Annotated in this window: 23 protein-coding genes and 1 tRNA gene; 6 read left to right on the top strand and 18 right to left on the bottom strand. The window is 69.8% G+C overall.

What is annotated here, in order from left to right:
• Positions 1–37: 37 nt before the first annotated feature.
• The gene (locus tag ACIRCZ_RS13105; RefSeq protein WP_402854554.1) at positions 38–1,786 is read left to right on the top strand and encodes a glycoside hydrolase family 13 protein; all 1,749 of its coding nucleotides are present in this window, start codon (positions 38–40) and stop codon (positions 1,784–1,786) included.
• An 81-nt stretch (positions 1,787–1,867) separates the two neighbouring features.
• Here ACIRCZ_RS13105 and ACIRCZ_RS13100 read toward each other — a convergent pair whose 3' ends face one another.
• Both ACIRCZ_RS13100 and ACIRCZ_RS13095 read right to left on the bottom strand, forming a co-directional pair.
• The gene (locus ACIRCZ_RS13100; protein ID WP_402853792.1) at positions 1,868–2,752 is read right to left on the bottom strand and encodes a M23 family metallopeptidase; all 885 of its coding nucleotides are present in this window, start codon (positions 2,750–2,752) and stop codon (positions 1,868–1,870) included.
• Between the two features lie 166 nt (positions 2,753–2,918).
• Positions 2,919–3,731 carry an inositol monophosphatase family protein gene (locus ACIRCZ_RS13095; RefSeq protein ID WP_402853790.1) on the bottom strand — a complete coding sequence of 271 codons (813 nt, stop codon included), beginning with the start codon at positions 3,729–3,731 and terminating at the stop codon, positions 2,919–2,921.
• A gap of 133 nt (positions 3,732–3,864) precedes the next feature.
• On the opposite strand from ACIRCZ_RS13095, the gene ACIRCZ_RS13090 reads away from it, so the two are divergent.
• A complete protein-coding gene (locus tag ACIRCZ_RS13090; RefSeq protein WP_402853788.1) occupies positions 3,865–4,401 on the top strand; it encodes a hypothetical protein in 537 nt (178 codons plus the stop codon).
• A 105-nt stretch (positions 4,402–4,506) separates the two neighbouring features.
• Here the strand turns inward: ACIRCZ_RS13090 and ACIRCZ_RS13085 are convergent.
• Positions 4,507–4,588: transfer RNA gene (locus tag ACIRCZ_RS13085), tRNA-Tyr, on the bottom strand.
• A 200-nt stretch (positions 4,589–4,788) separates the two neighbouring features.
• Here ACIRCZ_RS13085 and ACIRCZ_RS13080 point away from each other — a divergent pair.
• Entirely contained in the window at positions 4,789–5,358 is a 570-nt protein-coding gene (locus ACIRCZ_RS13080; protein WP_055889909.1) for an ATP-dependent Clp protease proteolytic subunit, read from the top strand.
• A 140-nt stretch (positions 5,359–5,498) separates the two neighbouring features.
• Here the strand turns inward: ACIRCZ_RS13080 and ACIRCZ_RS13075 are convergent, their stop codons facing one another.
• From ACIRCZ_RS13075 to ACIRCZ_RS13050, 6 genes are all read right to left on the bottom strand, one after another.
• Positions 5,499–5,915 carry a helix-turn-helix domain-containing protein gene (locus tag ACIRCZ_RS13075; RefSeq protein WP_402853785.1) on the bottom strand — a complete coding sequence of 139 codons (417 nt, stop codon included), beginning with the start codon at positions 5,913–5,915 and terminating at the stop codon, positions 5,499–5,501.
• Positions 5,916–5,995: 80 nt separating this feature from the next.
• Positions 5,996–7,420: an acyltransferase gene (locus ACIRCZ_RS13070; RefSeq protein ID WP_402853782.1), complete on the bottom strand. Its 1,425-nt coding sequence runs from the start codon at positions 7,418–7,420 to the stop codon at positions 5,996–5,998.
• 132 nt (positions 7,421–7,552) lie between these two features.
• Positions 7,553–8,227, bottom strand: coding sequence for a response regulator transcription factor (locus ACIRCZ_RS13065; protein ID WP_055889902.1), 675 nt, complete (start codon positions 8,225–8,227; stop codon positions 7,553–7,555).
• On the bottom strand, positions 8,224–9,474 hold the full coding sequence (locus tag ACIRCZ_RS13060) for a sensor histidine kinase (protein ID WP_402853779.1): 1,251 nt from the start codon (positions 9,472–9,474) through the stop codon (positions 8,224–8,226). The genes ACIRCZ_RS13065 and ACIRCZ_RS13060 overlap by 4 nt, the downstream gene beginning before the upstream one ends.
• Complete coding sequence (locus ACIRCZ_RS13055; protein ID WP_402853776.1) at positions 9,471–10,247, bottom strand: DedA family protein; 777 nt, start codon at positions 10,245–10,247, stop codon at positions 9,471–9,473. Before ACIRCZ_RS13055 ends, ACIRCZ_RS13060 begins: the two co-directional genes overlap by 4 nt.
• A 97-nt stretch (positions 10,248–10,344) precedes the next feature.
• A complete protein-coding gene (locus ACIRCZ_RS13050) occupies positions 10,345–11,853 on the bottom strand; it encodes an MDR family MFS transporter (protein ID WP_402853773.1) in 1,509 nt (502 codons plus the stop codon).
• A 63-nt stretch (positions 11,854–11,916) separates the two neighbouring features.
• Between ACIRCZ_RS13050 and ACIRCZ_RS13045 the strand changes: the two genes are divergently transcribed.
• Positions 11,917–12,540 carry a TetR/AcrR family transcriptional regulator gene (locus tag ACIRCZ_RS13045; protein ID WP_055889892.1) on the top strand — a complete coding sequence of 208 codons (624 nt, stop codon included), beginning with the start codon at positions 11,917–11,919 and terminating at the stop codon, positions 12,538–12,540.
• Here ACIRCZ_RS13045 and ACIRCZ_RS13040 read toward each other — a convergent pair.
• Positions 12,537–12,767, bottom strand: coding sequence for a DUF2283 domain-containing protein (locus ACIRCZ_RS13040; protein WP_055889888.1), 231 nt, complete (start codon positions 12,765–12,767; stop codon positions 12,537–12,539). The genes ACIRCZ_RS13045 and ACIRCZ_RS13040 overlap by 4 nt on opposite strands.
• Positions 12,768–12,926: 159 nt before the next feature.
• On the opposite strand from ACIRCZ_RS13040, the gene ACIRCZ_RS13035 reads away from it, so the two are divergent.
• Positions 12,927–13,070 carry a hypothetical protein gene (locus tag ACIRCZ_RS13035; RefSeq protein ID WP_162255943.1) on the top strand — a complete coding sequence of 48 codons (144 nt, stop codon included), beginning with the start codon at positions 12,927–12,929 and terminating at the stop codon, positions 13,068–13,070.
• 88 nt (positions 13,071–13,158) lie between these two features.
• Positions 13,159–13,647, top strand: coding sequence for a YajQ family cyclic di-GMP-binding protein (locus tag ACIRCZ_RS13030; protein ID WP_055889880.1), 489 nt, complete (start codon positions 13,159–13,161; stop codon positions 13,645–13,647).
• Between the two features lie 69 nt (positions 13,648–13,716).
• Here ACIRCZ_RS13030 and ACIRCZ_RS13025 read toward each other — a convergent pair whose 3' ends face one another.
• Genes ACIRCZ_RS13025 through ACIRCZ_RS12990 form a run of 8 tightly spaced genes read right to left on the bottom strand, consistent with a single transcriptional unit; the run spans position 13,717 to position 21,993 of the window.
• Entirely contained in the window at positions 13,717–14,709 is a 993-nt protein-coding gene (locus tag ACIRCZ_RS13025) for an alpha/beta hydrolase (RefSeq protein WP_402853766.1), read from the bottom strand.
• 38 nt (positions 14,710–14,747) lie between these two features.
• A complete protein-coding gene (locus ACIRCZ_RS13020; protein WP_055889874.1) occupies positions 14,748–16,139 on the bottom strand; it encodes an FAD-dependent oxidoreductase in 1,392 nt (463 codons plus the stop codon).
• A gap of 18 nt (positions 16,140–16,157) precedes the next feature.
• Positions 16,158–17,237, bottom strand: a complete 1,080-nt coding sequence (locus tag ACIRCZ_RS13015; RefSeq protein ID WP_402853762.1) for a polyprenyl synthetase family protein — start codon at positions 17,235–17,237, stop codon at positions 16,158–16,160.
• Positions 17,237–18,322 (bottom strand): bifunctional demethylmenaquinone methyltransferase/2-methoxy-6-polyprenyl-1,4-benzoquinol methylase UbiE, encoded by a 1,086-nt coding sequence (gene ubiE, locus ACIRCZ_RS13010; protein ID WP_402853759.1) that lies wholly within the window; start codon positions 18,320–18,322, stop codon positions 17,237–17,239. The genes ACIRCZ_RS13015 and ubiE overlap by 1 nt, the downstream gene beginning before the upstream one ends.
• Positions 18,319–19,341, bottom strand: coding sequence for a DUF4862 family protein (locus ACIRCZ_RS13005; protein ID WP_402853756.1), 1,023 nt, complete (start codon positions 19,339–19,341; stop codon positions 18,319–18,321). Before ACIRCZ_RS13005 ends, ubiE begins: the two co-directional genes overlap by 4 nt.
• Positions 19,338–20,021, bottom strand: a complete 684-nt coding sequence (locus ACIRCZ_RS13000; RefSeq protein WP_402853753.1) for an N-acetylmannosamine-6-phosphate 2-epimerase — start codon at positions 20,019–20,021, stop codon at positions 19,338–19,340. The genes ACIRCZ_RS13005 and ACIRCZ_RS13000 overlap by 4 nt, the downstream gene beginning before the upstream one ends.
• Positions 20,015–21,070 (bottom strand): ROK family protein, encoded by a 1,056-nt coding sequence (locus tag ACIRCZ_RS12995; RefSeq protein ID WP_402853750.1) that lies wholly within the window; start codon positions 21,068–21,070, stop codon positions 20,015–20,017. Before ACIRCZ_RS12995 ends, ACIRCZ_RS13000 begins: the two co-directional genes overlap by 7 nt.
• Positions 21,067–21,993 (bottom strand): dihydrodipicolinate synthase family protein, encoded by a 927-nt coding sequence (locus ACIRCZ_RS12990; RefSeq protein WP_402853747.1) that lies wholly within the window; start codon positions 21,991–21,993, stop codon positions 21,067–21,069. Before ACIRCZ_RS12990 ends, ACIRCZ_RS12995 begins: the two co-directional genes overlap by 4 nt.
• Between the last annotated feature and the right edge of the window lie 50 nt (positions 21,994–22,043).

The raw sequence follows: 22,043 nt of genomic DNA, 5'->3' as shown, positions 1-22,043 counted from the left end.
CGCGATCCATCCCACACTTCCGAGACAGGTGATCACCATCACGTCCCCCGCATCCGCGCCCGAACAGAACGCGTCCGCTGAGCCGACCGCATCCACTGGCGCGCTGGCGCCGAGCAGCCCCGGCAGGGAGTGGTGGCGCTCCGCCGTGATCTACCAGGTGTACCCGCGCTCGTTCGCCGACGCCGACGGTGACGGCATGGGCGACCTGCCCGGCATCACCCACCGCCTGCCTGCGCTCCGCAGCTTGGGGGTGGATGCGGTCTGGCTGTCCCCGTTCTTCACCTCGCCGCAGAACGACGGCGGATACGACGTCGCCGACTACTGCGACGTCGACCCGCTGTTCGGCACGCTCGCCGACTTCGACACGATGCTGGAGCGCGCGCACAGCCTCGGCCTGCGCGTCATCATCGACATCGTCCCGAATCACAGCTCCAGCGCTCACGCCTGGTTCCAGGCCGCACTGGCCGCTGCTCCCGGCAGCGAAGAGCGCGAGCGGTACATGTTCCGCGACGGCAATGGCGAGCACGGAGAGCTGCCGCCGAACAACTGGGAGTCGATCTTCGGCGGCGCGGCCTGGACCCGCATCACCGAGCAGGACGGCACCCCCGGGCAGTGGTACCTGCACCTGTTCGACAAGTCGCAGCCCGACCTCAACTGGGAGAACCCCTGGGTGTGGGAGCAGTTCCGCAGCATTCTGCGGTTCTGGCTCGACCGCGGCGTCGACGGCTTCCGCGTGGATGTGGCGCACGGCATGGTCAAGGAGGCCGGCCTCCCCGACTACACGCCCCCTGCCAACGCGGGCAGCATGGGCGGCGTCGCCCTGGAGCCCGAGATCGGCGCGCACGCGTCGACGGAGCCGCCCACTCCTCCGTACTTCGCGCAGGACGGCGTCCACGCCATCTACCGCGACTGGCACACGGTCCTCGAGGAGTACGAGGGCGACCGCGTGCTCTGCGGCGAGGCCTGGGTCGAGCCGCTGGAGAAGCTGGCCCGCTGGGTGCGCCCGGACGAGATGCAGCAGACCTTCAACTTCGGCTACCTCGAAACGCCGTGGGACGCCGCAGCGCTTCGCACGGTGATCGACCGCTCCATCTCGGTGTTCGCGAGCGTCGGTGCTCCGAGCACCTGGGTGCTGTCCAACCACGACGTCGTCCGCCACGCCACCCGGCTCGCCCTCGAGGGCGAGAACCTGCAGGGTCACGGCATCGGCCCGAAGTCCACGGGCATCCCCGACACGGCGTTCGCGCTCCGCAGGGCACGTGCCGCGACAGCGCTGATGCTGGCACTGCCGGGCTCTGCGTACCTGTACCAGGGCGAGGAACTCGGGCTGCCTGAGGCGATCGACCTGCCGGACTCCGCGCGCCAGGACCCGACCTGGTTCCGCACCAACGGCGAGCGGTACGGCCGCGACGGCTGCCGCGTTCCTCTGCCCTGGGAGGGCACGGAGCCCTCGTACGGCTTCGGGCCGGGAGCCGCGAGCTGGCTGCCGCAGCCCGCATCCTGGGCGTCGTACACGCGCGACACCCAGGAGGGCGTCGCGGGCTCGACCCTCACGATGTACCAGGATGCGCTGGCCGCGCGCCGCGAGCACGACCTCGCATTCGGCGCGCTGGAGTGGGCTGACCTGGGACAGGATGTGCTCGCATTCCGTTCGGGGAATGTGTTCGTGATGGCGAACGTCGGCACAGGGCCGGTGGCGCTACCGGACGGTGAGGTGCTCCTCGCGAGTGCTGACCTCATCGGCCGCGAGCTTCCCCAGGACACTACGGTCTGGCTCCGCGCCTAGGATCTCCACCGGCCTGGCGAGATGCCAGTAACTGCGCCGCATCCCCGTGATGCGAGCACAGTTGCTGGCATCTCGTCGTTGTCAGGACGCGTTGGCCTTCAGCCACGCATAGGGGTCGACCTGACGGGTGCCGTCGAGCAGGATCTCGAAGTGCAGGTGCGCTCCGGTCGACACACCGGTGTTGCCGACGAGCCCCACCGTCTCCGCCACCCGAACCTGCTGACCGACACTCACCCGGACAGAGCCGGACTGCATGTGGCAATACTTGCTGCTGACGAGCTGACCGCCGATCATGTGGTCGATCGTGACGTTGACGCCGCATCCGCCGTTGTCTCCGCTGACCACCTCGCGTACGACGCCATCCGCCATGATCTGGATGGGGACGCCGGACCCCGGCGTGAAGTCGACCCCCATGTGGTTCGTGGATGCGCCCTCCGTCGGCGCGGACCGCGGTCCGAACCAGTCGGAGATCGGCACGCCGACGGGGAACGGCCACTGGACGGCGCCGCCGGGGTTGTTCGTGAACGTGTCGGCGATGCGCATCGAGCGGAGCCCGGCGACCTTCTCCCTCGGGCTGACCTGCACGCCGTCGCGGGCGATGGATGCGACGCCGACCTCCACGGGCATGGCCAGGTCTTGCACAGAGCCGGACGGCGCACTCGGAGCGACGTACTCGGCCTTGAGCGCCTGGATGCGGACGTCCTCCTCGGTGAGGAGCGCCATAGCTGGGACCGAGGTGGCGACGCCGATGGCCATGACGAAGGTCATGGCGGTGACGCTGAGGCCCGTGCGGGCGCGGGGGCGCGTGCTGGAGGGGGTCGACCGGGCCGGGGGCTGCTCGTGGCGGGATCGACGCGGGACCTTCGCGGAAGCTGCCGCCAGCTCCCGCTCCTTCTCCCTGAGCTCCCGCCGGGTCGGCTGGCCCGCATCCGGAGTCGCCGACGTCTCGCTGGAGCGCGCGGGCATCGGGGAGGTCGGGCGGTCGGGAGTCAACGGAGCGGTCGGCTTTCGATCTTTCTCAGACGTTCACAGGGGAATGCCCTTGCACTGATGCTGGGCAACCCTCCCAATGTAACGAAAAGATAACCGACTTCCCAAACCGTTCCGCAAGAAATCCAGCCAGATCGGTATATCAGCGCCACTCCGAGTAGAAGGCGTCGGCGAGCGGATGCAGCTGCTCGTACAGTCCGGGAGGCGCCGCCACCAGCAGGTCCTCCCCCTCCGGTCCGCCTCCCAGCCCACCGACCAGCGCCCCGGCCTCGCGCGCGACGAGGGCGCCCGCCGCGTGATCCCACGGGTTGAGTCCGCGCTCGAAGTACGCATCCAGTCGCCCGGCCGCCACGCTGCACAGATCAAGCGACGCCGCCCCGATGCGCCGCACATCCCGCACCTGACCGATGAGCTGCGCCACGAACGCCGCCTGCCGTTCCCGTTTGCGGGCGTCGTAGCCGAACCCCGTGCCGACGAGGCCGAGTTCGAGAGGGACATCCCGGTTGACGTGCAGTTCCCGGCCGTTCAGCCTGGCCCCGCCCCCGGCCGAGGCCGTGAACGCCTCGCCGCTCGCCGGATTGACGACGGCGCCGGCGATGGTGCGCCAGGTGGCGGGATCGGGGTCGCCTTCGACGACCGCGATGCTCACCGCATACGCCGGGATGCCGTAGAAGTAGTTGACGGTCCCGTCGATCGGATCGACGACCCAGGTGAGCCCGCTCGTCCCCTCACCGCCGCCGGACTCCTCCCCCAGGAACCCGTCGCGCGGCCGCGATGCCGCGATGGCCTCCCGCACCAGGTGCTCCACTTCGCGGTCCGCCCGCGTCACGATGTCGGTCAGCGACGACTTGGATGCGGCGATCTCCACCCCCTCCGACCTGCGCAGGTATGCGAGGTCGGCGGCGCGACGGGCGACGGTGAGCGCGATATCCCGGAGTTCGGCATTGGAAGGCATGAAGACAGCCTGGCAGACACCGGGGGCGTGTGGGACGGGTGACGAGTTGCAAGAATCGACGCGCGTCCGCCACCTCGTCACGCACACCAGGGAAGCTGGGAAGGGGCACAGTGTGCAGGCGTAACGTCCGATCATGAATGCACAAATCGGTTCCCCGTCTGTGGCGGAACTGGGGCTCGGCGCTGTGCTGGCCGACGCTCTCCCCTCCACTTTGCTGACTCCGGATGCTCCGGAGCGTTACACGGTCTCGGCCGTCTTCACCCGCCGCCCTACCCGCCCTGAGATCGAATCCATCCTCGGCCCGGAAACGCGCGACACGCTCAATCGCGCCGGCTACTCGACGGTCGAGGTGCGGGTCTCCGACCGCCGGCTTGAGATATCGAACACCAACCTCGCCGAGCTCAACTCCGGCCTCGCGGGCGTCATCGCGCAACGCCTCCACGAGATCGGGTTGCGCGTCGTCGCAGATCACGAACGGTTTGCGGCAGAACTCCGCGACGCGACGGAGCGCGAGACCGATCGGGTGGCGCTGGTGGCTCTGGCGGCCGCGGCGATCACCTTCACGGTTCCGACTCCGGGGACGTCGCCTGAGTCGGACTGGGAAGAGGAAGGCGGCTCAGCGGCAAAGTGGTTCGACGTCAGTAACGACGACCCTGCTGCAACTGCCTGACCCCGACGTGCAGCCCTCGCCGCCGCACGCAGGCGGCACACCCACCGCGTATGGACGAAGAAGGGGCTCCCGCATTTGCTGCGGGAGCCCCTTCTTCTACCGATGTGGCGAGTGAGGGATTCGAACCCCCGAATGCTGAGCAGTCTGATTTACAGTCAGATCCCTTTGGCCGCTTGGGTAACTCGCCGTTGGCGCTCCCGACCACCAGTGTTCTCGTGATCGAAGGCGCTCGACAAGGATACTGTTCCAACGCCCGCAGCGGAAATCAGCGCTCATCCAGCCTGCTCCCTGCCTCGCGCTCGTCCCCTCTGCCGTCGGCAGATTCGCGCCGGGCAGAAACGCTGGCGCCCGCGCAGCCTCCGCTCACAGGATTGGCCCATGAGCACAATGACCGACAACACACCGGATCAGCTGATCTTCAAACGCCTCCTCGAGGAGCGGATCGTCTTCCTCGGAAGCGAGGTCACAGACGACTCGGCCAACGAGATCTGCGCCCAGCTCCTCATCCTCAACTCGATCGAGTCGGAGAGGGACATCTACCTCTACATCAACTCTCCTGGCGGCTCGATCACCGCGGCGTTCGCGATCTTCGACACGATGAACTTCGTGCAGGCGGACGTCGCGACGGTCGCCCTCGGCTTCGCGGCGTCGGCCGGACAGTTCCTGCTCTCCTCCGGCGCCGTCGGCAAACGGTATGCGCTGCCGAACGCGAGCGTCGTGATGCACCAGCCGCACGGCGGGTTCGGCGGAACATCGGCGGACATCCAGACCCAGGCGAAACAGATCCTCTACTTCAAGCGGCGCATGGCGGAGCTGACCAGTATCCAGACCGGCAAGCCGATCGAGCAGATCCTCGAGGACGGCGACCGCGACCGCTGGTTCACCGCCGACGAAGCCCTGTCATACGGCTTCGTCGACCACGTGGTCGGCTCGACGCTGGCGCTACCGAGAGGGTGACCTATGCTGCACGTCGACTCGGGCGACGAGAGGCCGCGCCCCGACGAGCGCATGGCCGAGGATGCGGGCCAGGCGGCGGACGCGAGCCCGAAGGCGGATGCGCGTCCGGTGGTGGATGCGCGCCAGGCGGGGCAGGACCGTCAGGCCGCGAGCAGGACGTCGGCTGAAGCGCCGACGGCGAGGCCGTGTTCGTCGGCGATGCGCAGCTCGTCGGCGGTGCGCAGGTCGTCGGCGATACGCAGCTCACCTGGCGCGGACGCGACCAGGTGCCCGGCAGGGGCGAGCTCGCGCACAGGCGTGGTGTGGGCGGGATGGACACGGACGAGGTCCGCTGCGGCGAATTCGGCGGCGACTCTGGTGAGCAGTTCGCCCTCGCTGATGTCGAAGACGCGGCACAGCGTGGCGAGGATCTCGGACGACGCCTCCTTCCGGCCGCGCTCGATCTCCGACAGGTACGGGATGGAGACGCTGGCGGTCTCGGACAGCTGACGCAGGGTCTCTCCGCGTTCCAGCCGCAACCGCCGGAGCACGGCCCCGATCGCATGTCTGAGCAGCATGTCCCCTCCTCGTCTCGTCGACGTGTCCGCCAGCCTAGGCCCGCTCTCCCCGACGCGCCCGCACCTCCAGCGGATTCTGCTCACGGCAGAATCCGCGCAGCGGTCGCGGCGGCTGGCGTGCCCGACCTGGCCAGCACGATGGCGCAGGCGACCAGCGCGCAGCCGATGACCCAGCCCGCCACCGCCGACCCGGCCAGCAGCACCACCAGAACGCCTCCTGCTCCGGATGCGACGGACAGCCAGACGCGCGGCGCACCGGCCCAACGGCCATCGTCCACCAGCGCCGCCCCCACTGCACGAGACGGCACCCGTGCCGTCCGCTGACCAGACTGCACCCGCCCAGCCTCCAGCCGTCCCGCGACAGCGACCACCGCCGTCACCGCGACGGCCACGACCGCCAGCCACAGCCCGCGCGTCGCCCACCAGTCCGCCGTGCGCGGCTGCGGCAGCGGCATCCCGGACAGCAGGAGCACTCCGGCGAGCGCGATGAGCACGAGCATGTGCCAGGAGTAGATGGTCATCGCGCGGGCGTTGATCGCGCGGACGACCGTGGCGAGCATCCGGGTGCCCGCCAGGAGGCGCAGGGCAGGACGGGCGAGGTCGAAGACGCTCAGCTGGGCGACGCCGAGCAGGACCAGGGCGAACGTCGGCGGGTTGAGGTTGGCGAGGAGGTCGAAGGAGTACACGCCCGTGGCCGCGAGCACGACCAGCGTCCCGAGGGCGCCGACGGCGATTGCGCCGCGCGTCCGGCGGGAGAGCGAAGCGACCGTGCCGTCCGCCAGCCAGAAGCCCAGCTGCTGCACCAGGAGCCAGACGAACAGCAGGTTGGCGAAGCCGATCGCCGTCAGCCCCGTGGATGCGCGAACGATGTCGACGCCCACCGCGAGCGCCGCGAGCACCGCCACTGTCCGGATCGGGAACCGCAGGTGCGCGGCGACCATCAGCGGCACTGCTGCGGTGCACAGCAGGTACACCCCGAGGAACCAGAGCGGCTGACTCAGCCGGAATCCCGCCGTGGCGACCATCGACGACGGCACCCCGCACAGCGTGAGCACCGAGAGCGCGACGGCGGAGGCGGCGATGGCGGCCACGGCCGGCAGCAGCAGCCGTCGCATCCGCCCGGCGAGGTATGCGGCCGGCGCAGTGCCTCTGTCGCGCATCCCTGACCAGTGGAGGAAGCTGGAGAACCCGCCGAGCACGAAGAACAGCGGCATGACCTGCGCCAGCCAGGTCAGCGGTGCGAGCCCTGGCCAGCCGTCGAGTGCGTTCTGCAGCACGGGGGCGCCACCGGACACGCTCACCCCGACCATCAGCGCGTGCAGCAGCACGACGACCACCAGGCACCCCGCCCTGGCGATGTCGACCGCCGCGTCCCGAGTGGATGCGGCACGCTCGATTCCAGCTTCACAACGGACCCCCACCCCGCCGGACACCCCAGCGTGCACCCCATCCGGAACCCCGCCGTGCAGAGCACGCGATTCCTCCGCCACCATCGAGCGCGACATGCCATCTCTCCCGTCCGGCCCGCGGTGGGCCGTCGGGGGAAGCGTCTCAACGGGGTTTCGGCGGGGTCGTCCGTCCGCGGAGCCAATCGCATCCCGTACCGCCGTATGGGGTGCGTGGACTCCGCGACGTGGCTACGGCGCCGGCTCGACCAGCCCGGCGTCGAACGCCAGGATCACCGCGTGCACGCGGTCGCGCAGGCCCAGCTTGCTGAAAATGCGGCTGACGTGGGTCTTCACCGTCTGCTCCGCGATGAACAGCTCGGCCGCGATCTCGCCGTTGGAGCGGCCCCTGCCGATCAGCACCAGGATCTCGCGCTCCCGTTCGGTGAGGTCGGCGAGCTGGAGCGCGTGCCGCGTCCCGGCGGGGCGCTGCGCCGCGAACCGTTCGAGCAGGCGTTTGGTCACGCGCGGCGAGAGGAGCGCATCCCCTGCCGCCACCACCCGCACCGCCTGCACGAGGTCGCCCGGTGTCGCGTCTTTGAGGAGGAACCCGCTCGCGCCGGCCGACAGCGCCTCGTGCACATAGTCGTCCGCGTCGAAAGTCGTGAGTACCAGGACGAGCGGCTGATGCGGTTCGCCCCTGGTGGTCGGGTGGACGAGCTCCCTCGTGGCGTCGATGCCGTTCATTCCGGGCATCCGGACATCCATCAGCACCAGGTCCGGCTTCAGGCGTCTGGCGAGCGCGACGGCTTCCTCGCCGTCCGCCGCCTGGCCGACGACCGTGATGTCGTCCTGCGCGTCGAGAATGGCGGCGAACCCTGCCCGCACCATCGCCTGATCGTCGGCGATGAGCACGGTGATGGTCATGCTGTTCCTTTCAACGGGACCGGGATGCTGGCCAGGACGACGAAGCCGCCGTCGTCCGTGCGTTCCGCCTCCAGCCTGCCACCCAGCAGAGCGGTGCGCTCGCGCATCCCCCTGATCCCGTGTCCACCCGAGTCCGGCGCTGGGGCGGAGGCTGGGCGTCCTGGGGCGCGCTCGTTGCGCACGGAGACGTCGAGCGTGTCGCCGGAGCCGTCCGTCTGCGTCGTCCGTTCGAGCCGCACGACGGTCGCGGCTCCCGTGGCGTGCCTGGCCACGTTGCTGAGCGCCTCCTGCACGATGCGGTACACCGTCAGTGAGACCGCGGGGTCGAGCGGTGTGTCCGGCAGGCGGTCCTCCAAGACGACGCTGCCGCCGGCACGGGATGCGCGGCTCACCAGGCCGGCGATCTCGCCGATCCCCGGCTGCGGCGCCGTCTCCACCACGGTGTCCTCGCTGCGCAGCACGCCGAGCAGTCTGCGCATCTCGGCCATCGCGGCCCTGGCCGTCGCCGCGAGGTCGTCGAACTCCTCCGCCGCCTCCTCGCTCAACGACGGGATGCGGTAACGGGCGCTCGAGGCCTGCACCTGGATGGCGGACATGCCGTGGGCGACGACGTCGTGCAGTTCCCTGGCGATCCTGGTGCGCTCCTCCGCGAGCTCGCGGCGCGACAGCTCAGCGGCAGAGATCCGCTGCTCCCTCATCAGCTCGCGGCGGACATCCTGCCATTTCGTCACGAGAACCGCGCCGAGCAGCACGGCAGCGCTGACCGAGCCGAAGACGATGAGGTCGGCGATGACAGCACCGGACGTCGCAGGGGGCCGCGCCGCGATGAGCGCGACCAGGATGCCGCCGAGGGCTCCCCCTGCCCAGCCGACCAGGCCGACCCGCCAATCCGAGCGCAGCGTGGCGATCGCGAGCACGAAGCACTGCGCCACGATCGATGGGACGGCGATCGGCCATGGGCTCGCGCCGTCGGGGACGGATGCGAAGGCGGCAGCGACCAAGGCGACCACGGAGACCACGACGGCCGGTCGCGGAGCGACGATCGCGAGCACGATGGACGCCGCCTGCGCCAGGCCGAGACCGAGCGCGAGGACGACGGGGATGCCATAGACGGCGGAGCCGAGCGCGGAGGTCAGCACCAGGATCACCACCGCGGCGGTCGAGCCGACGCCCCAGAGGAGGACGAGCGGGCCGTCGAGTCTGCTGCGCAGAGGGGGCTGGTTGGTCGTCATCGTCAATCCGCTCATCGTCGTTCCGTCTGTCCTGCACGTCGCGTTGACGTCAGTTCCGCCTGCTGCCACCCCGTCGTGCGGTCACCTGCGTGTGCGCCGGGGGGCGTTGCTGCGGGGTGGGTGCCCGGGACGGGCTCCAGTCCCGGCTCCGGCTCCGTTTCCGTTTCCGGCGCCGTCCGGGCCGCCCGCTTCGCCCGCCTGCGTGCGGCCACCCGCATCCCCACGTCGACGAGCACACCGGTCGCCAGTCCCATCGCGATGCCTGCGAGCATCCCGAGCAGCGGGTTGCCGTGCAGCCAGTGTCCTGCGAGCAGTCCCACCGTAACCGAGTACGCCGCCCAGGACAGCCCGGCGAGGACGGAAAGCCCGAAGAACCGGCGCCGCGGGAAGCCGGACGCCCCCGCCACCAGGTTCACGGCGACGCGGCCCACCGGGATGTAGCGCGCGGTCAGCAGCAGCACGGCGGCGCGGCGGTCGAGACCGGCGCGCGCCCAGCCGACGGCCGCCTGCATCCTGGGCCGGCGCATCCACCGGAAGCGGGTGACCCCGACGCGCCGGCCGATCGCGAACGTGACGTTGTCGCCGACGATCGCACCGACCGCGGCGCACGCCACGATGAGCGCGATGTTCGGCTGGCCGAGCGTGATGCTCGCGGCGGCCGCCGCGATCACCACGGATTCGCTGGGCACCGGAGGGAAGAACGCGTCGACGAAGACGACGACGGCGACCACCAGATAGATCCACGGCGATGACACCGTCTGTGCGATCAGCTCGTTGACTGCGTCCATCCCGTGCTCCCCTCGGATACGGACGGAGTATTCCGCCCATATCCGAGGCTAGGAAGACGGGATGCGCGGCGCGTCACCCGGCGGTACTTCGTGCCCCCTACCGCAGGGGGATATCCCCGGTGGGTGCGGATGCGGGTGCGGGCGCCGGGGCTGCGGGGGCGGTGGCGACGGCGGGCGGGGCGGCGACGGCGGGCGCGGCAGGCGCCACGTCTGCTGCCGCCGGCCTGCCGGGGAGCAGCAGCGACAGTCCGATCGCCAGCACCGTGAACCCGATCGCCCACCAGAACGCCTGGTCGAACGCGTCTGCGATCCCGGCCAGCGAGTGCGCCCCCACCGCGGCGCCCTGCAGGATGACCGCGAGGAGCGCCACCCCGAACGATCCGCCGAGCTGGGTCGCGATCCTGGTCAGGATGCTCGCGTGCGGAACGTCCGAGCGCTCCAGCCCGACGAACGCGACCGTCATCAGCGGGATGGTGACCGCCCCGAGCCCGAAGCCGCGGACGAGGAGCGCTGCCATGAGCATCCACTCGTTCGTCGTCGGTGTGGCGAATGCGAACGGCACCGTCGCGATGCCGACGATCGCGAACCCGATCACGGACACCCAGCGGGCGCCGAAGCGATCCGTGAACCGCCCTGCCGCCGCCCGGCTGAACAGCGTGCCGATTCCCTGCGGTACGAGAAGCAGGCCCGCGCCGAGCGCGTCCGTCCCCCTGACCTCCTGGAAGTAGAGAGGTAGGAGCAGCATCGCGCCGTACAGGGATGCGCCGGAAAGGAACAGCAGAGCCGACGCCGACGAGACGGGGCGGTGCCGGAACAGCCGGACGTCCACGAGCGCTGCGCCGGCACGGTGCGCCGACCAGAACGCGAACGCAGCGAGCAGGAGCGCGCCGGCGATCACGGGCACGAGCACGTCGCCGCGCGCGAAGCCGCCGTCCTTGCTCACGTTCGAGAGCCCGTAGAGCAGTCCCACGACCGCCGGTGAGAGCAGCACGAGTCCCACCCAGTCGAGCTTGGGACGCGCGCCGAGCGTGTCCCTGGGCAGCATCCGGATGGCGAGGACGATCCCGACGGCGCAGAACGGCACATTCACCCAGAACAGCCAGCGCCAGTCGAGGAAGCTGAGGATGAGGCCGCCGAGCACCGGCCCGAGGATCGGGCCGAGCACCGCGGGGAGGCTCACCGCCGACATGATGCGGCCCAGGTTCTGGCCGTGCGCCGCCTGCATCACCAGGGTGGACATCAGCGGGAGCATGATGCCGCCGCCGATCCCCTGAACCACGCGGAACCCGATCAGGCTGGGCGCGTCCCAGGCCAGGCTGCAGAGCACGGAGCCGAGCAGGAAGATCGCGAGGGCGATGATCCAGAGCCGTTTGCCGCCGATGCGCTGCTGTGCCCAGCCGACGATGGGGATGGTGACTCCGAGGGCGAGCAGGTATCCCGTGCTGACCCACTGGATGGTGTCGACGGAGGTGTGCAGTTCCGTTGCGAGCGTGTGCAGGGCGACGCTCACGATCGTCGTGTCGAAGATCACGGCGAGCGCGCCGACGATCACCACGACCGCGATGCGGACCACCCCTGGATCGAGCTTGGTCTTCTCCGCCACCATGTCTCCTTAAGGTACGCGACTGTATCTTATGGCGATCATAGGCCGACGCGATAAGATACGCAAATGGATCTTGTCGAGCAGGAAGCACCCGCTCGCCGCCGCAGAGGCGTCGAGCTGGAGAACGCGATCCTCGACGCCGCCTGGGACCAGCTGGTGCAGAACGGCTACGCCGCGTTCACTATCGACGCCGTCGCCGCCCGCGCCGGCACCAGCCGCCCCGTGGTGTACCGTCGCTGGCCGACCAGGCAGGAACTCGTGCGGGCCGCCATCGCCCGCGCCGGCACCCGCGACCGTCCGGCCACCCCGGACACGGGCAGCCTCCGGGGCGACCTGATCGCGCTGCTGGACATCGCCAACCGGACGAGGCTCGGGTTCGCCGCAGCGCTCAGCGTGCACCTCGGGGGCTACTTCGCCGAGACGGGAACGAGCCTCGCCGACCTGCGCGAGGTCCTCCTCGGTGGCAGCACGACGGCGATGGACGTCATCCTCGAGCGGGCGATCGCCCGCGGTGAGATCGACCCTGCACGCCTCACGCCGCGCATCGCTGCGCTGCCGTTCGACCTCTTCCGGCACGACGCCATCATGACGCTGAAGCCGGTGCCGCCGGAGACGGTCGCCGAGATCATCGACACCATCTACCTGCCGCTGGTGCGCCCGATGGATGCGGGTGGAGCGTCCCCGAGCTAGGCGCGGCTCGCGCGCTCGGCCGCGGCGAGCACGTCCGGCCGCAGCACGAGGTGCGCCCCGAGCACCTCGAACCCCACGAGGAACCCGGCCGCGTCGAACTCCGCATCGATATGCGCCCCTGCTGCCGGAGCATCCGGAACGGCGGAGCGGTCTGGCAGGGACGGATCGGTCGGGACGTCGAGGCGGAAGTGCGCGACGTCGAGCTCCGGGTCGTATGTGAGTCGCATGCCCCTGAGCCTAGGAAGCGCGCGGCGGCGTGTCGTCGGACCCTCGTACCACGTGCGGTTCGACCGGAGGAGGAGATGCGCACTGCGGGCTCAGCGCCGATCCGCGACACCCCGCATCCACTGCCCGCAATGTCGGTGGTGCGGCGCAGAATCGTCGGCATGAGAACCTTGGAGATTTGCGAACGGTGCGACGGAACCGGCGCCGACCCGTTCCAGCACGACGAAGAGGTCACGGTGTGCGTGGAGTGCAGCGGAGACGGCTGCCACGTAACCTATCTGGCCGAACTGCAGCAGACCGCGTAGTCGCCCCGTATTGGCGTTCGCGGCCGACCCTGTTTGAATTGTGTGGTGCCGCACGGCACCCGTGGTTCTCTCAGGAAGGTGGCGACGAATGGCAGACTCATCGTTCGACGTGGTCAGCAAGGTCGACAAGATGGAGGCCGACAACGCCCTCAACCAGGCGCGCAAAGAGGTGGAGCAGCGCTACGACTTCAAGAACGTCGGCGCCTCCATCGAGTGGAGCGGTGAGAAGGTCCTGATGAAGGCCAACACCGAGGAGCGCGTCAAGGCCGTCCTCGAGGTGTTCGAGTCGAAGCTGATCAAGCGCGGCATCTCCCTCCGGTCGCTCGACACCGGCGAGCCGTATGCGTCCGGCAAGGAGTTCCGCATCGAGGCCGGGATCAAGAACGGCATCGAACAGGACGCCGCCAAGAAGATCAACAAACTCATCCGCGACGAAGCGCCGAAGAGCGTCAAGTCGCAGATCCAGGGTGACGAGCTCCGCGTCTCCTCCAAGAGCCGCGACGACCTGCAGGCCACGATGAACCTGCTCAAGGGCGCCGACCTCGACGTCGCGCTGCAGTTCGTCAACTTCCGCTAGCCGGTCCGGGATGCGCGGTGTCCTGCGCCGGCGGGCGCGCGCATCCCGTGCATCCCGTTCGTCCGGTGCTCAGCGCAGATAGCCGTGCAGCCAGCGGCGCAGCTCAGCGTACGCGTGCCTTCGCACCGGCTCGCGGGACAGAAAGATGTCGTGCAGGGCGCCGTCGATGCGGGAGACGGTCACGGTCGGGGCAAGCTTGAGGGCGCGCTGGGCGATCTCGTCCACCACGAGGACGATGTCCGAGCTCAGCATCTCCGGCGTCCACCTCGGCAGAATCGTGGAGCGCGCCGACACCATCGTGAGCACGGGAGCGTCGATCGCCAGACCGGACGCCACGCGCGCGTGCCCTGCCATGACCGCGGCCAGCCACATAGGGCGCACAGCGAAACCCCTGACCGGGCGCCAGTTCAGGTCGTAGTCCCACTCACCCTCCATGGTCGACGACACGCTCCTGGTGTAGAAGCCGAGGTCGACGTTCGGGAGTGGGGCACGGGGATCCACGCGGGCCTGAAGGCCGATCAGCGGGGCGAGCGCCGCCCGCCCGGCCGAGTGCGCCTGGAACTCGAGCCACGGGCTGTTCAGGACCAGCGCATCCGCTCGTCCAGGGTGGCGGTCCGCCCAGAGGCTGAGCGTCAATCCGCCGGTCGAGTGGCCGAGGAGGACCAGTTTGCGGCCCTTCTGGCCGCTCTCCGCGATGATGGCGATGGCCGCATCCAACTCCTCGTCATAGGTGGCGAGATCGTCGACGAACCCGGGGGTCTGCCACGGCCGCAGGCTCCTGCCGTACTTGCGCAGGTCGATCGCGAAGAACCGCGCGCCGTTCTCGTGCCAGAACGCTGCGAGCTCCTTCTGGAAGAAGTAGTCGGACCAGCCGTGGACGTACAGCACATCCGTGTCGGCGGCCACCGGCCTGTGCAGGCGCAGGTCGGCGAGGTGCGGCGGCGGGACGTAGCGCACCAGGGTCGCCACGACCTCGCCCTCCGCATCCGGCTTCAACGGCAGCGTGAGCTGTTCGAATGCATCCCCGAGCACATCCTGCGTCCACCCCTGCGCGTGCGTCATCACCCCAGCGTGGCAGGCGTGACGGGATCGCGCGAGCGTCAGTCCTGCGCCGGCGTCTCCGTGGGTGTCGCGTTCGTCGCGTTCGAGACGCGGACCATCTCGTCGCGCGGCACGACCTTGACGCGGGCGCGACCGCGCTCCGCCCCGAGCGCCTGCTCGTGGGTGTCGAGGTTGTGCCAGCCGTCGAGGTTCGTGTACTCCACACCACGCTCGCGCAGCAGGTTCTCCACAGATTCCTCGGAGGGATCGGTGGGGGCCCACCAGTTCCCCTGATCATTGATCACATGTTTGATGGTTTCCATGGCGTCCGACTTGGTGTGGCCGATGAGGCCGACCGGCCCGCGCTTGATCCACCCGGTGGCGTACACGCCGTACATGCGCTCGTTGTCGCCCTTGCGCAGCACCTGGCCCTCGTGGTTGGGAATCACGCCGTGCTTCTTGTCGAACGGGATGCCCGGCAGCGGCGAGCCGAAGTAGCCGACCGCGCGGTAGATCGCCTGGATCGGCACCTCACGGATCTCCCCGGTGCCGCGCACGCCGCCCTCGCCATCGGAGGCGGTGCGCTCGTACCGGAACGCCGCCACGTGGCCGTCGCCGTCGGAGACGATCTCGAGTGGCTTGGCATAGAAGTGCAGGTGCAGCCGGCGGGATGCGGTCCCCACCTCGCGTTGGCGCCACTGCTGCAGCACGCGGTCGATCACCATCACCTGCTTGTTGCTGGTGATGGCCGCCTTGGATTGCTCGTCGTAGTCGAAGTCCTCGTCGTAGAGGATCATGTCCACATCGCGCAGCTCGCCGAGCTCGCGGAGCTCCAGCGGCGTGAACTTCACCTGCGCTGGTCCGCGCCGCCCGAAGACGTGCACGTCGGTGACGGGCGAGTTCTTGAGGATCTCGTAGACGTTGTCCGGGATCTCGGTGGGGAGCAGATCGTCGGCGTGCTTCGCGAGGATGCGCGACACGTCGAGCGCCACGTTGCCGTTGCCGATCACGGCGACGGACTCGGCCTCGAGCGGCCAGGTGCGCGGCACATCCGGGTGGCCGTCGAACCAGCTCACGAAGTCGGCAGCGCCGTACGAGCCTTCGAGCTCGACGCCAGGGATGTCCAGGTCGGCGTCGTGCACGGCGCCTGTCGCGAAGATCACGGCGTTGTAGTGGCGCTTGAGGTCGTCGAGGGTGATGTCCTCGCCGTACGTGACGTTGCCGAAGATGCGGATGTCACCGCGGTCGAGCACCTCGCGCAGAGCGGTGATGATGCCCTTGATGCGCGGGTGGTCGGGAGCGACGCCGTAACGGACGAGGCCGTACGGCGCAGGAAGGGCCTCGAACAGGTCGATGGAGACGTCGAAGGCGCGCTCCGCCTTCAGGAGGATGTCTGCCGCGTAAATGCCGGCGGGGCCCGCACCGACGATGGCCAGTCGCAATTTGGTCATTCGTTGTGTCTTTCTTGCTCAGCTGGAACGTTCGACGATGGTGTCCGCGAAGCGGATCAGCGCCTTCTTGACGGGCCCGGTCGGCAGCGGTTCGAGCGCTTCGACGGCCTCGCGTGCCCAGCGGTGGGCTTCCTCCAGCGTCTGCGCGGTCACCGGGTGGTCGCGCAGCGCGGCGATGGCGGCGGTCGCGGCCGGAGTGATCTCGCCGTCCTCCGCCGTGCCGATCACGTCGCGCTCGAGGCGTTCGAGCAGGGCGCGCGCGTCCGCGTCCGACTCTGCGAGCTCGCGCAGGCGCAGCACGGGGAGCGTCGCGACACCGGCGCGGAGGTCGTTGCCCGGCGTCTTGCCCGTCTCCTTGACGCCCTGCGACGACAGGTCGATCACGTCGTCGATGATCTGGAAGGCGACGCCGATCTTCTCGCCGAACGTCACGACGGGCTGCTCGTACTCCTCCGGCGCCTTCGCGAACACGACGCCCATCTGGGCGGCGACGGCGATGAGCGAACCTGTCTTGTCCTCCAGCACGCGGATGTAGTGCTTCACGGGGTCTTCGCCGTCCTGCGGACCGATCGTCTCGTGCAGCTGCCCGAGGCAGAGCCGCTCGAACGTGTCCGCCTGCAACTGGATGGCGCGCTCGCCCAGGGTGGAGACCATCTTGCTCGCCCTCGCGAACAGCAGATCGCCGGTGAGCACGGCAACCGAATTGCCCCAGACGAACTGGGCACTCGGAACCCCGCGCCGCATCTGCGAGTCGTCCATGACGTCATCGTGGTAGAGCGAGGCGAGGTGCGTGATCTCCACGGCCTCCGCTGCCTGCAGCACCTCCGGGGTGTTGCCGAGCCCGAGCTGCGCCGTGAGCAGGGTCAGCATGGGACGCACCCGTTTGCCGCCGGCCTCCAGCAGGTAGCGGGCGGTGACGTCGGCGAGATTGTCGGCGAACCGCATCTCGGCGTGCAGACCCTCTTCGACGAGCGCGAGCCCGGCGTCGACAGCGGAAGCGAGCTCCCTGTCCTGACCGGACGAGAAGATCCGCTCCGTCAGGCCGATCTGGCTGGACAGCGACGCGGTGCGTCGCACAGCGGGGACGCTTGGTGGCACTACTCCCCCTCGGGTGGGACGCCGGACGAATCCGACGACCCCGTGGCGCCCGCTGCTCGGTTGGAGCGCACGGGCTTGGCGGTGGTGGGTTCTGCGGTGGTGGGTTCTGCGGTGGTGGGTTCTGCGGTGGTGGGCTTTGCAGGCGCTGGCTTCCTTGCCGTGCTGGGCTTGGCGGCGGCGGGCTTTGCCGTGGCGGGCTTCGCGGCAGCGGACTTCGCAGTGGCAGGCTTCGCAGCAGCAGGCTTCGCGGCAGCAGGCTTCGCGGCAGCCGCTGCCTTCACTTCAGCAGGCTTCGCGTCGGCGGGCTTGGTGGCAGGGGGCGTGGGGCCGGGGGTCGACGACGTCGCGCCGGCGGCCTCCGTCGCGCGCGCTCCACCCGCATCCCGTGGCTTGTACCCGCGGTGCAGGGCGACGATTCCGTAGGTGAGGTTGCGGTACGCGACGTGCTCGAATCCGGCCTCGCGGAGCCAGTCGGCGAGCACGGGCTGAGACGGCCATGCCTCGATGGAGTCCATCAGGTATTCGTACGCGGCGGGGTTGGAGCTCGCCAGCTTGGCCAGCACGGGCATCCCGAAACGGAGGTACGCGGAGTATCCGGTGCGCACAATGGATGCGGGGGGCTGGGAGAACTCGCAGATCACGACGCGTCCACCCGGCTTCGTCACGCGGTAGAACTCGGCGAGCGCCTTCTTCGGGTCGACGATGTTGCGGAGGCCGAACGAGATGGTGACGGCGTCGAACTGGTCGTCGTCGAACGGGAGTTGCGTGGCGTCCGCCTGGACGAACCGGACGAACGGGTTGTCTGCCTGGCGGCGGCGTCCGACCTCGATCATTCCTTCCGAGAAATCGGCGGCCACAACGGTCGCGCCGTTCTTCGCGAGGGATGCGCTCGAGGTCCCCGTGCCCGCAGCGACGTCGAGAATGGTCTCGCCCGCCCTGGGGCCGACGGCCTTGGTCGTCGCCACACGCCAAAGAGCCGCGTTGCCCATCGAGAGGACGTTGTTGGTCCTGTCGTAGTGCGTCGACACCTCATCGAACATGGCGGCGACCTGCGCGGGCTGCTTACTGAGGTCGGCCTTACTCACCCCCCTAGCTTAGGCGGCACCGCGCCGCCCTGCATTCCAGCACCCTGAGAGGCGGTGGCATCAGCGACAGAGGCGATCACCAGGCGGGCCGCGGTCGCGATCATGTCGACGCGAGGCGCGACCGGGGCCGTGCGCTCCGCCCAGCCGAACTTGAAGCCCAGCCAGTCCACGCCGTCTGCCGCAGTGACGGCGTCCGTGAGGAGGCCCGGGGTGAGCAGCGAGGTCGGTTCGCCGTATGCGAAGTCGGGCGTCGGGGTCATCGGGTGGTGCGCATCCACCCAGGGTGCTCCGAACGGCGACTGCTGTGCAGAGGCGCCGGAGAGCATCAGGCCGCGGAGGCGTCCGGAGGTTGCGGCGATTCGGAGCTGCTCGGTGACCAGGCTTCCGTCCCTCAGCTCGATCGCCGAGCGGCCCCAATTCATACTGAGGCCGACCCACTGCGGGAGGCCGTCCATGGCGGCGAGTTCGTCTGCCAGGTCGAGGAAGCCCTTCTCCGGTTGCTGCCGAGGCAGGAACGCGTCGCAGTGCTCGACCACGATGGCTGCGGCGTCCCAGGCGTTCGCGTCGTCGACCAGCTCGGCCAGCGATACGGCGAGCGACGCACGGTCTCCACGAAGGGCGGACGGAGCGCTGTGCAGCTCGACGGCGGTCACCGCCTGGCGTCCGACCGCGTCGTTCAGGCGGCGGACGGCGTCGCGCATGCGAAAGGCCTCCGCAACAGCGTCGGCCCGGCCGCCCGGGTCGCGGGACGCGAGGCCGTAGGACGGGGCAGAGCCCAGCCGCTTCATCGTGCCGGGGATGCTCGTCAGCACCGCATCGAACCGGCGCGGGAAGGTGCGGAGCAGCCACGCGTCGTCGTGCGAGTGGAGGCCGCCGATCCACGGAAGCTCCAGTCCGCGGACCTCCGGCAGCGCTTCCAGCCCGGCGAAGAACTCCGACTCGAGTGCCGCATTCCACGTCGCGTGGGCGGGGGATGCGGCATATGCGCCGACGAACACCCCAGCAGAAACTCCGGTCACCGTGCGACCGCGTCCGCGAACCAGCGTGTGATCGTGGCCGGGTGTGTGATCGCGGTGCCGACCACGACCGCGTATGCGCCGGCATCCATCGCTGCCCCGGCCTGCGCCGGGGTGTGGATGCGGCCCTCGGCGATCACCGGCACGTCCACCGCTGCGACCACCTCCGCCAGCAGCTCGAGGTCGGGGCCGTCCGTCTTCCGGCGTTCCTCGGTGTAACCGGCCAGCGTGGTACCGACGCAGTCGGCCCCCGCTTCCACCGCGGCGATGGCGTCGGAGAGCGAGCCGGCGTCGGCCATCACGGTGGCGCCGGTGAGATCTTTGAGCCGGTGGATCGTTTCGGCGAGCGTGAGGCCGTCCGGCCGTTCCCGGCGGGTGCCGTCGATCGCGACGACCGTCGCGCCTGCTGCGTGCACGCTGACTGCGTGCCGAAGGGTCGGCGTGATGAACACGTCGGCGTCGCCCGCCTTCCAGAGGCCGATCAGGGGGAGGTCCACCCTGTCGCGGATGAGCGCGATGTCGCCCGGACCCTGCGCGCGGATGCCGACCGCGCCGCCGATGACAGCCGACTGGGCGACCTGGGCCATGGTCTCCGGGCTGCGCATGGGCTCGCCAGGGTATGCCTGACAGGAGACGATGAGACCGCCGGCCAGGGTTTCGAGGGTGTGGGCGATTCTCAACATGGTTCTCCAGAAGCTGGTCGTTCGTTCGGCACAAGGGGAGGAACGGATGCCGACGCCAGCGCCGCCCCGACGATGGCCGCATCCCCTCCGAGTTCGGCGGCGACGACCGGGAGTCCCGTCGCGGCGGGGATCGTCTCTGCGTCGATTCCGGCGCGCAGCGGGTTCCACCAGCGGGCGCCGGTCGCCGCTAGACCGCCGCCGATGACGACGATGTCGGGGTCGATGGCGTTCACCAGTCCGCCGATCGTGCGGCCGAGGGCGGTCGCGGCCAGCGTAATCGTCGCGGCAGCGAGCTCGTCCCCGGCGTCCGCGAGAGCGAATACGGCCCGAGTGTCCGGCACAGACGATCCGCCCGCTCGCAGATAGGCCGCGAGGATCGCCGGCCCAGCCGCGATCATTTCCACATGCCCAGCCCGCCCGCAGGTGCACGGCAGGCCATGCGCCTCCACGGACGGCAGGTGGCCGTAGTGCCCAGCGACGTGGCCGGCGCCGCGCACGAGCGCACCGTCGGCGATGAGCGCTCCACCGATGCCGGTGCCGGCTGCGACCAGCAGCACCGTTCCGCGGCCCCGGCCGGCGCCGGAGCGCGCCTCGCCGATGGCGTGGGCGTGCACGTCGTTCTCGACGATGACAGGGACCCCGATGGCGGATTCGACAGCCTCGCCGATCGGGGTGCCTGCCCAGCCGGGCAACGTGTCGGTCGCGGACACCACCACGCGGCGGACGGGGTCGATGACGCCGGCCGCTCCGACGCCCGCCGATACGACGCGGGACGGGGACGGTGCGGACGCGATCACCGATTCGGCGAGGCGGATCGCGGTGGCGAGCACCGCATCGGGGCCTGCGGCGGAAGGGGTGGGAGCCTCGCTCCGCATGACGACGGCGCCGGTCGCGATGTCGACCAGGCCGGCGGCCGTCTTGGTGCCACCGATGTCGATGCCGACCGCGAACCTCCCGCCCGCCACCGGAGCGTCCGCGCCAGCGCCAGCGCCCGCGCCGGCGCGCACACCGGCGCCAGCGCGCGCACCCACGCCCACCGTGCCGCTCATCGGACGAGCAGCCCGGACTCCTCCACGATGGCGCGGATGCGGTCGACCGTCTCGCCTTCCAACGTCGGCACCGGGTGCGCCATGCGGTTGCTGTCGATGACGCCGATGGCCTGCAGTGCCGTCTTGAACGCGCCGAGCCCTGCGGCCTCTCCGCTCACGCCCTGCGCCTGGAACACGATCTCGAACAGCGAAGCGAGCTGGTCCTGGATGCGCTTGGCCTCCGCCCAGTCCCCCGCCTTCGCCGCCTCGTAGAGGCGGACGTACGACGCTGGATCGACGTTTCCGAGGCCGGGGACGACACCGTCCGCCCCGGCGAGCAGCGCGCCGTCGACGACGATCTCGTGCCCGGTGAACAGCACCAGCGGACGGCCGGCGGCCTCGTTTGCGGCGACCAGGCGGCGGAAGGCGACGTCGTCGCCGCTGGAGTCCTTCACCCCCGCGATCACGCCGTCCAGGCCCAGGCGGATGAGGAGGTCGCGTTCGAGCTTGAGGTTCACGCGGACGGGAACGTCGTATGCGAAGATCGGCAGGCTGGTCGCCGCGGCGAGCGCTCGGAAGTGCGACTCGATCTCGACGATGTTCGGGCGCACGTAGAACGGAACAGTGGCGACCACCGCATCCACACCGGCGAACTCCGCGATGCGGATCTGCTCGATGACGCGGGCGGTCGACATGTCGTTCACACCGGCGAGCACGGGCACCCTGCCCGCCGCGATCCTGACCGCCTCCGTGAGCACGGCGGAGCGCGCGGCGTCGGTCAGGAAGCCGACCTCACCGGACGAGCCGAGCGCGAACAGCCCGTTGACGCCCGCGGTGATCTGCGACTCGATCAGGCGCTCGAAGGAGGCGACGTCGAGCGAGCCGTCCTCGGCGAACGGCGTGACGAGGGGCGGGATGACTCCGGAAAAACTGGGCTTGCTCACTGTTCTCTCCAATGGTGATGCTCGTGGTGCTGATGGTGTGGTTCTCGAAG

The sequence above is a fragment of the Leifsonia sp. NPDC102414 genome (genome assembly GCF_044765685.1).
Taxonomy (GTDB): domain Bacteria; phylum Actinomycetota; class Actinomycetes; order Actinomycetales; family Microbacteriaceae; genus Leifsonia.
Note: the sequence above shows the minus strand (reverse complement) of the source record. Positions and strands in the feature narration are given on the sequence as shown.

What these genes read in the sequence shown, in the direction of transcription:
- ACIRCZ_RS13100 (WP_402853792.1), bottom strand. Translation starts at nt 2,752, where the DNA reads ATGCCCGCGCGCTCCAGCGAGACGTCGGCGACTCCGGATGCGGGCCAG.
- ACIRCZ_RS13095 (WP_402853790.1), bottom strand. Translation starts at nt 3,731, where the DNA reads ATGCCTTCCAATGCCGAACTCCGGGATATCGCGCTCACCGTCGCCCGT.
- ACIRCZ_RS13090 (WP_402853788.1), top strand. Translation starts at nt 3,865, where the DNA reads ATGAATGCACAAATCGGTTCCCCGTCTGTGGCGGAACTGGGGCTCGGC.
- ACIRCZ_RS13080 (WP_055889909.1), top strand. Translation starts at nt 4,789, where the DNA reads ATGACCGACAACACACCGGATCAGCTGATCTTCAAACGCCTCCTCGAG.
- ACIRCZ_RS13075 (WP_402853785.1), bottom strand. Translation starts at nt 5,915, where the DNA reads ATGCTGCTCAGACATGCGATCGGGGCCGTGCTCCGGCGGTTGCGGCTG.
- ACIRCZ_RS13070 (WP_402853782.1), bottom strand. Translation starts at nt 7,420, where the DNA reads ATGTCGCGCTCGATGGTGGCGGAGGAATCGCGTGCTCTGCACGGCGGG.
- ACIRCZ_RS13065 (WP_055889902.1), bottom strand. Translation starts at nt 8,227, where the DNA reads ATGACCATCACCGTGCTCATCGCCGACGATCAGGCGATGGTGCGGGCA.
- ACIRCZ_RS13060 (WP_402853779.1), bottom strand. Translation starts at nt 9,474, where the DNA reads ATGAGCGGATTGACGATGACGACCAACCAGCCCCCTCTGCGCAGCAGA.
- ACIRCZ_RS13055 (WP_402853776.1), bottom strand. Translation starts at nt 10,247, where the DNA reads ATGGACGCAGTCAACGAGCTGATCGCACAGACGGTGTCATCGCCGTGG.
- ACIRCZ_RS13050 (WP_402853773.1), bottom strand. Translation starts at nt 11,853, where the DNA reads ATGGTGGCGGAGAAGACCAAGCTCGATCCAGGGGTGGTCCGCATCGCG.
- ACIRCZ_RS13045 (WP_055889892.1), top strand. Translation starts at nt 11,917, where the DNA reads ATGGATCTTGTCGAGCAGGAAGCACCCGCTCGCCGCCGCAGAGGCGTC.
- ACIRCZ_RS13040 (WP_055889888.1), bottom strand. Translation starts at nt 12,767, where the DNA reads ATGCGACTCACATACGACCCGGAGCTCGACGTCGCGCACTTCCGCCTC.
- ACIRCZ_RS13035 (WP_162255943.1), top strand. Translation starts at nt 12,927, where the DNA reads ATGAGAACCTTGGAGATTTGCGAACGGTGCGACGGAACCGGCGCCGAC.
- ACIRCZ_RS13030 (WP_055889880.1), top strand. Translation starts at nt 13,159, where the DNA reads ATGGCAGACTCATCGTTCGACGTGGTCAGCAAGGTCGACAAGATGGAG.
- ACIRCZ_RS13025 (WP_402853766.1), bottom strand. Translation starts at nt 14,709, where the DNA reads ATGACGCACGCGCAGGGGTGGACGCAGGATGTGCTCGGGGATGCATTC.
- ACIRCZ_RS13020 (WP_055889874.1), bottom strand. Translation starts at nt 16,139, where the DNA reads ATGACCAAATTGCGACTGGCCATCGTCGGTGCGGGCCCCGCCGGCATT.
- ACIRCZ_RS13000 (WP_402853753.1), bottom strand. Translation starts at nt 20,021, where the DNA reads ATGTTGAGAATCGCCCACACCCTCGAAACCCTGGCCGGCGGTCTCATC.
- ACIRCZ_RS12995 (WP_402853750.1), bottom strand. Translation starts at nt 21,070, where the DNA reads ATGAGCGGCACGGTGGGCGTGGGTGCGCGCGCTGGCGCCGGTGTGCGC.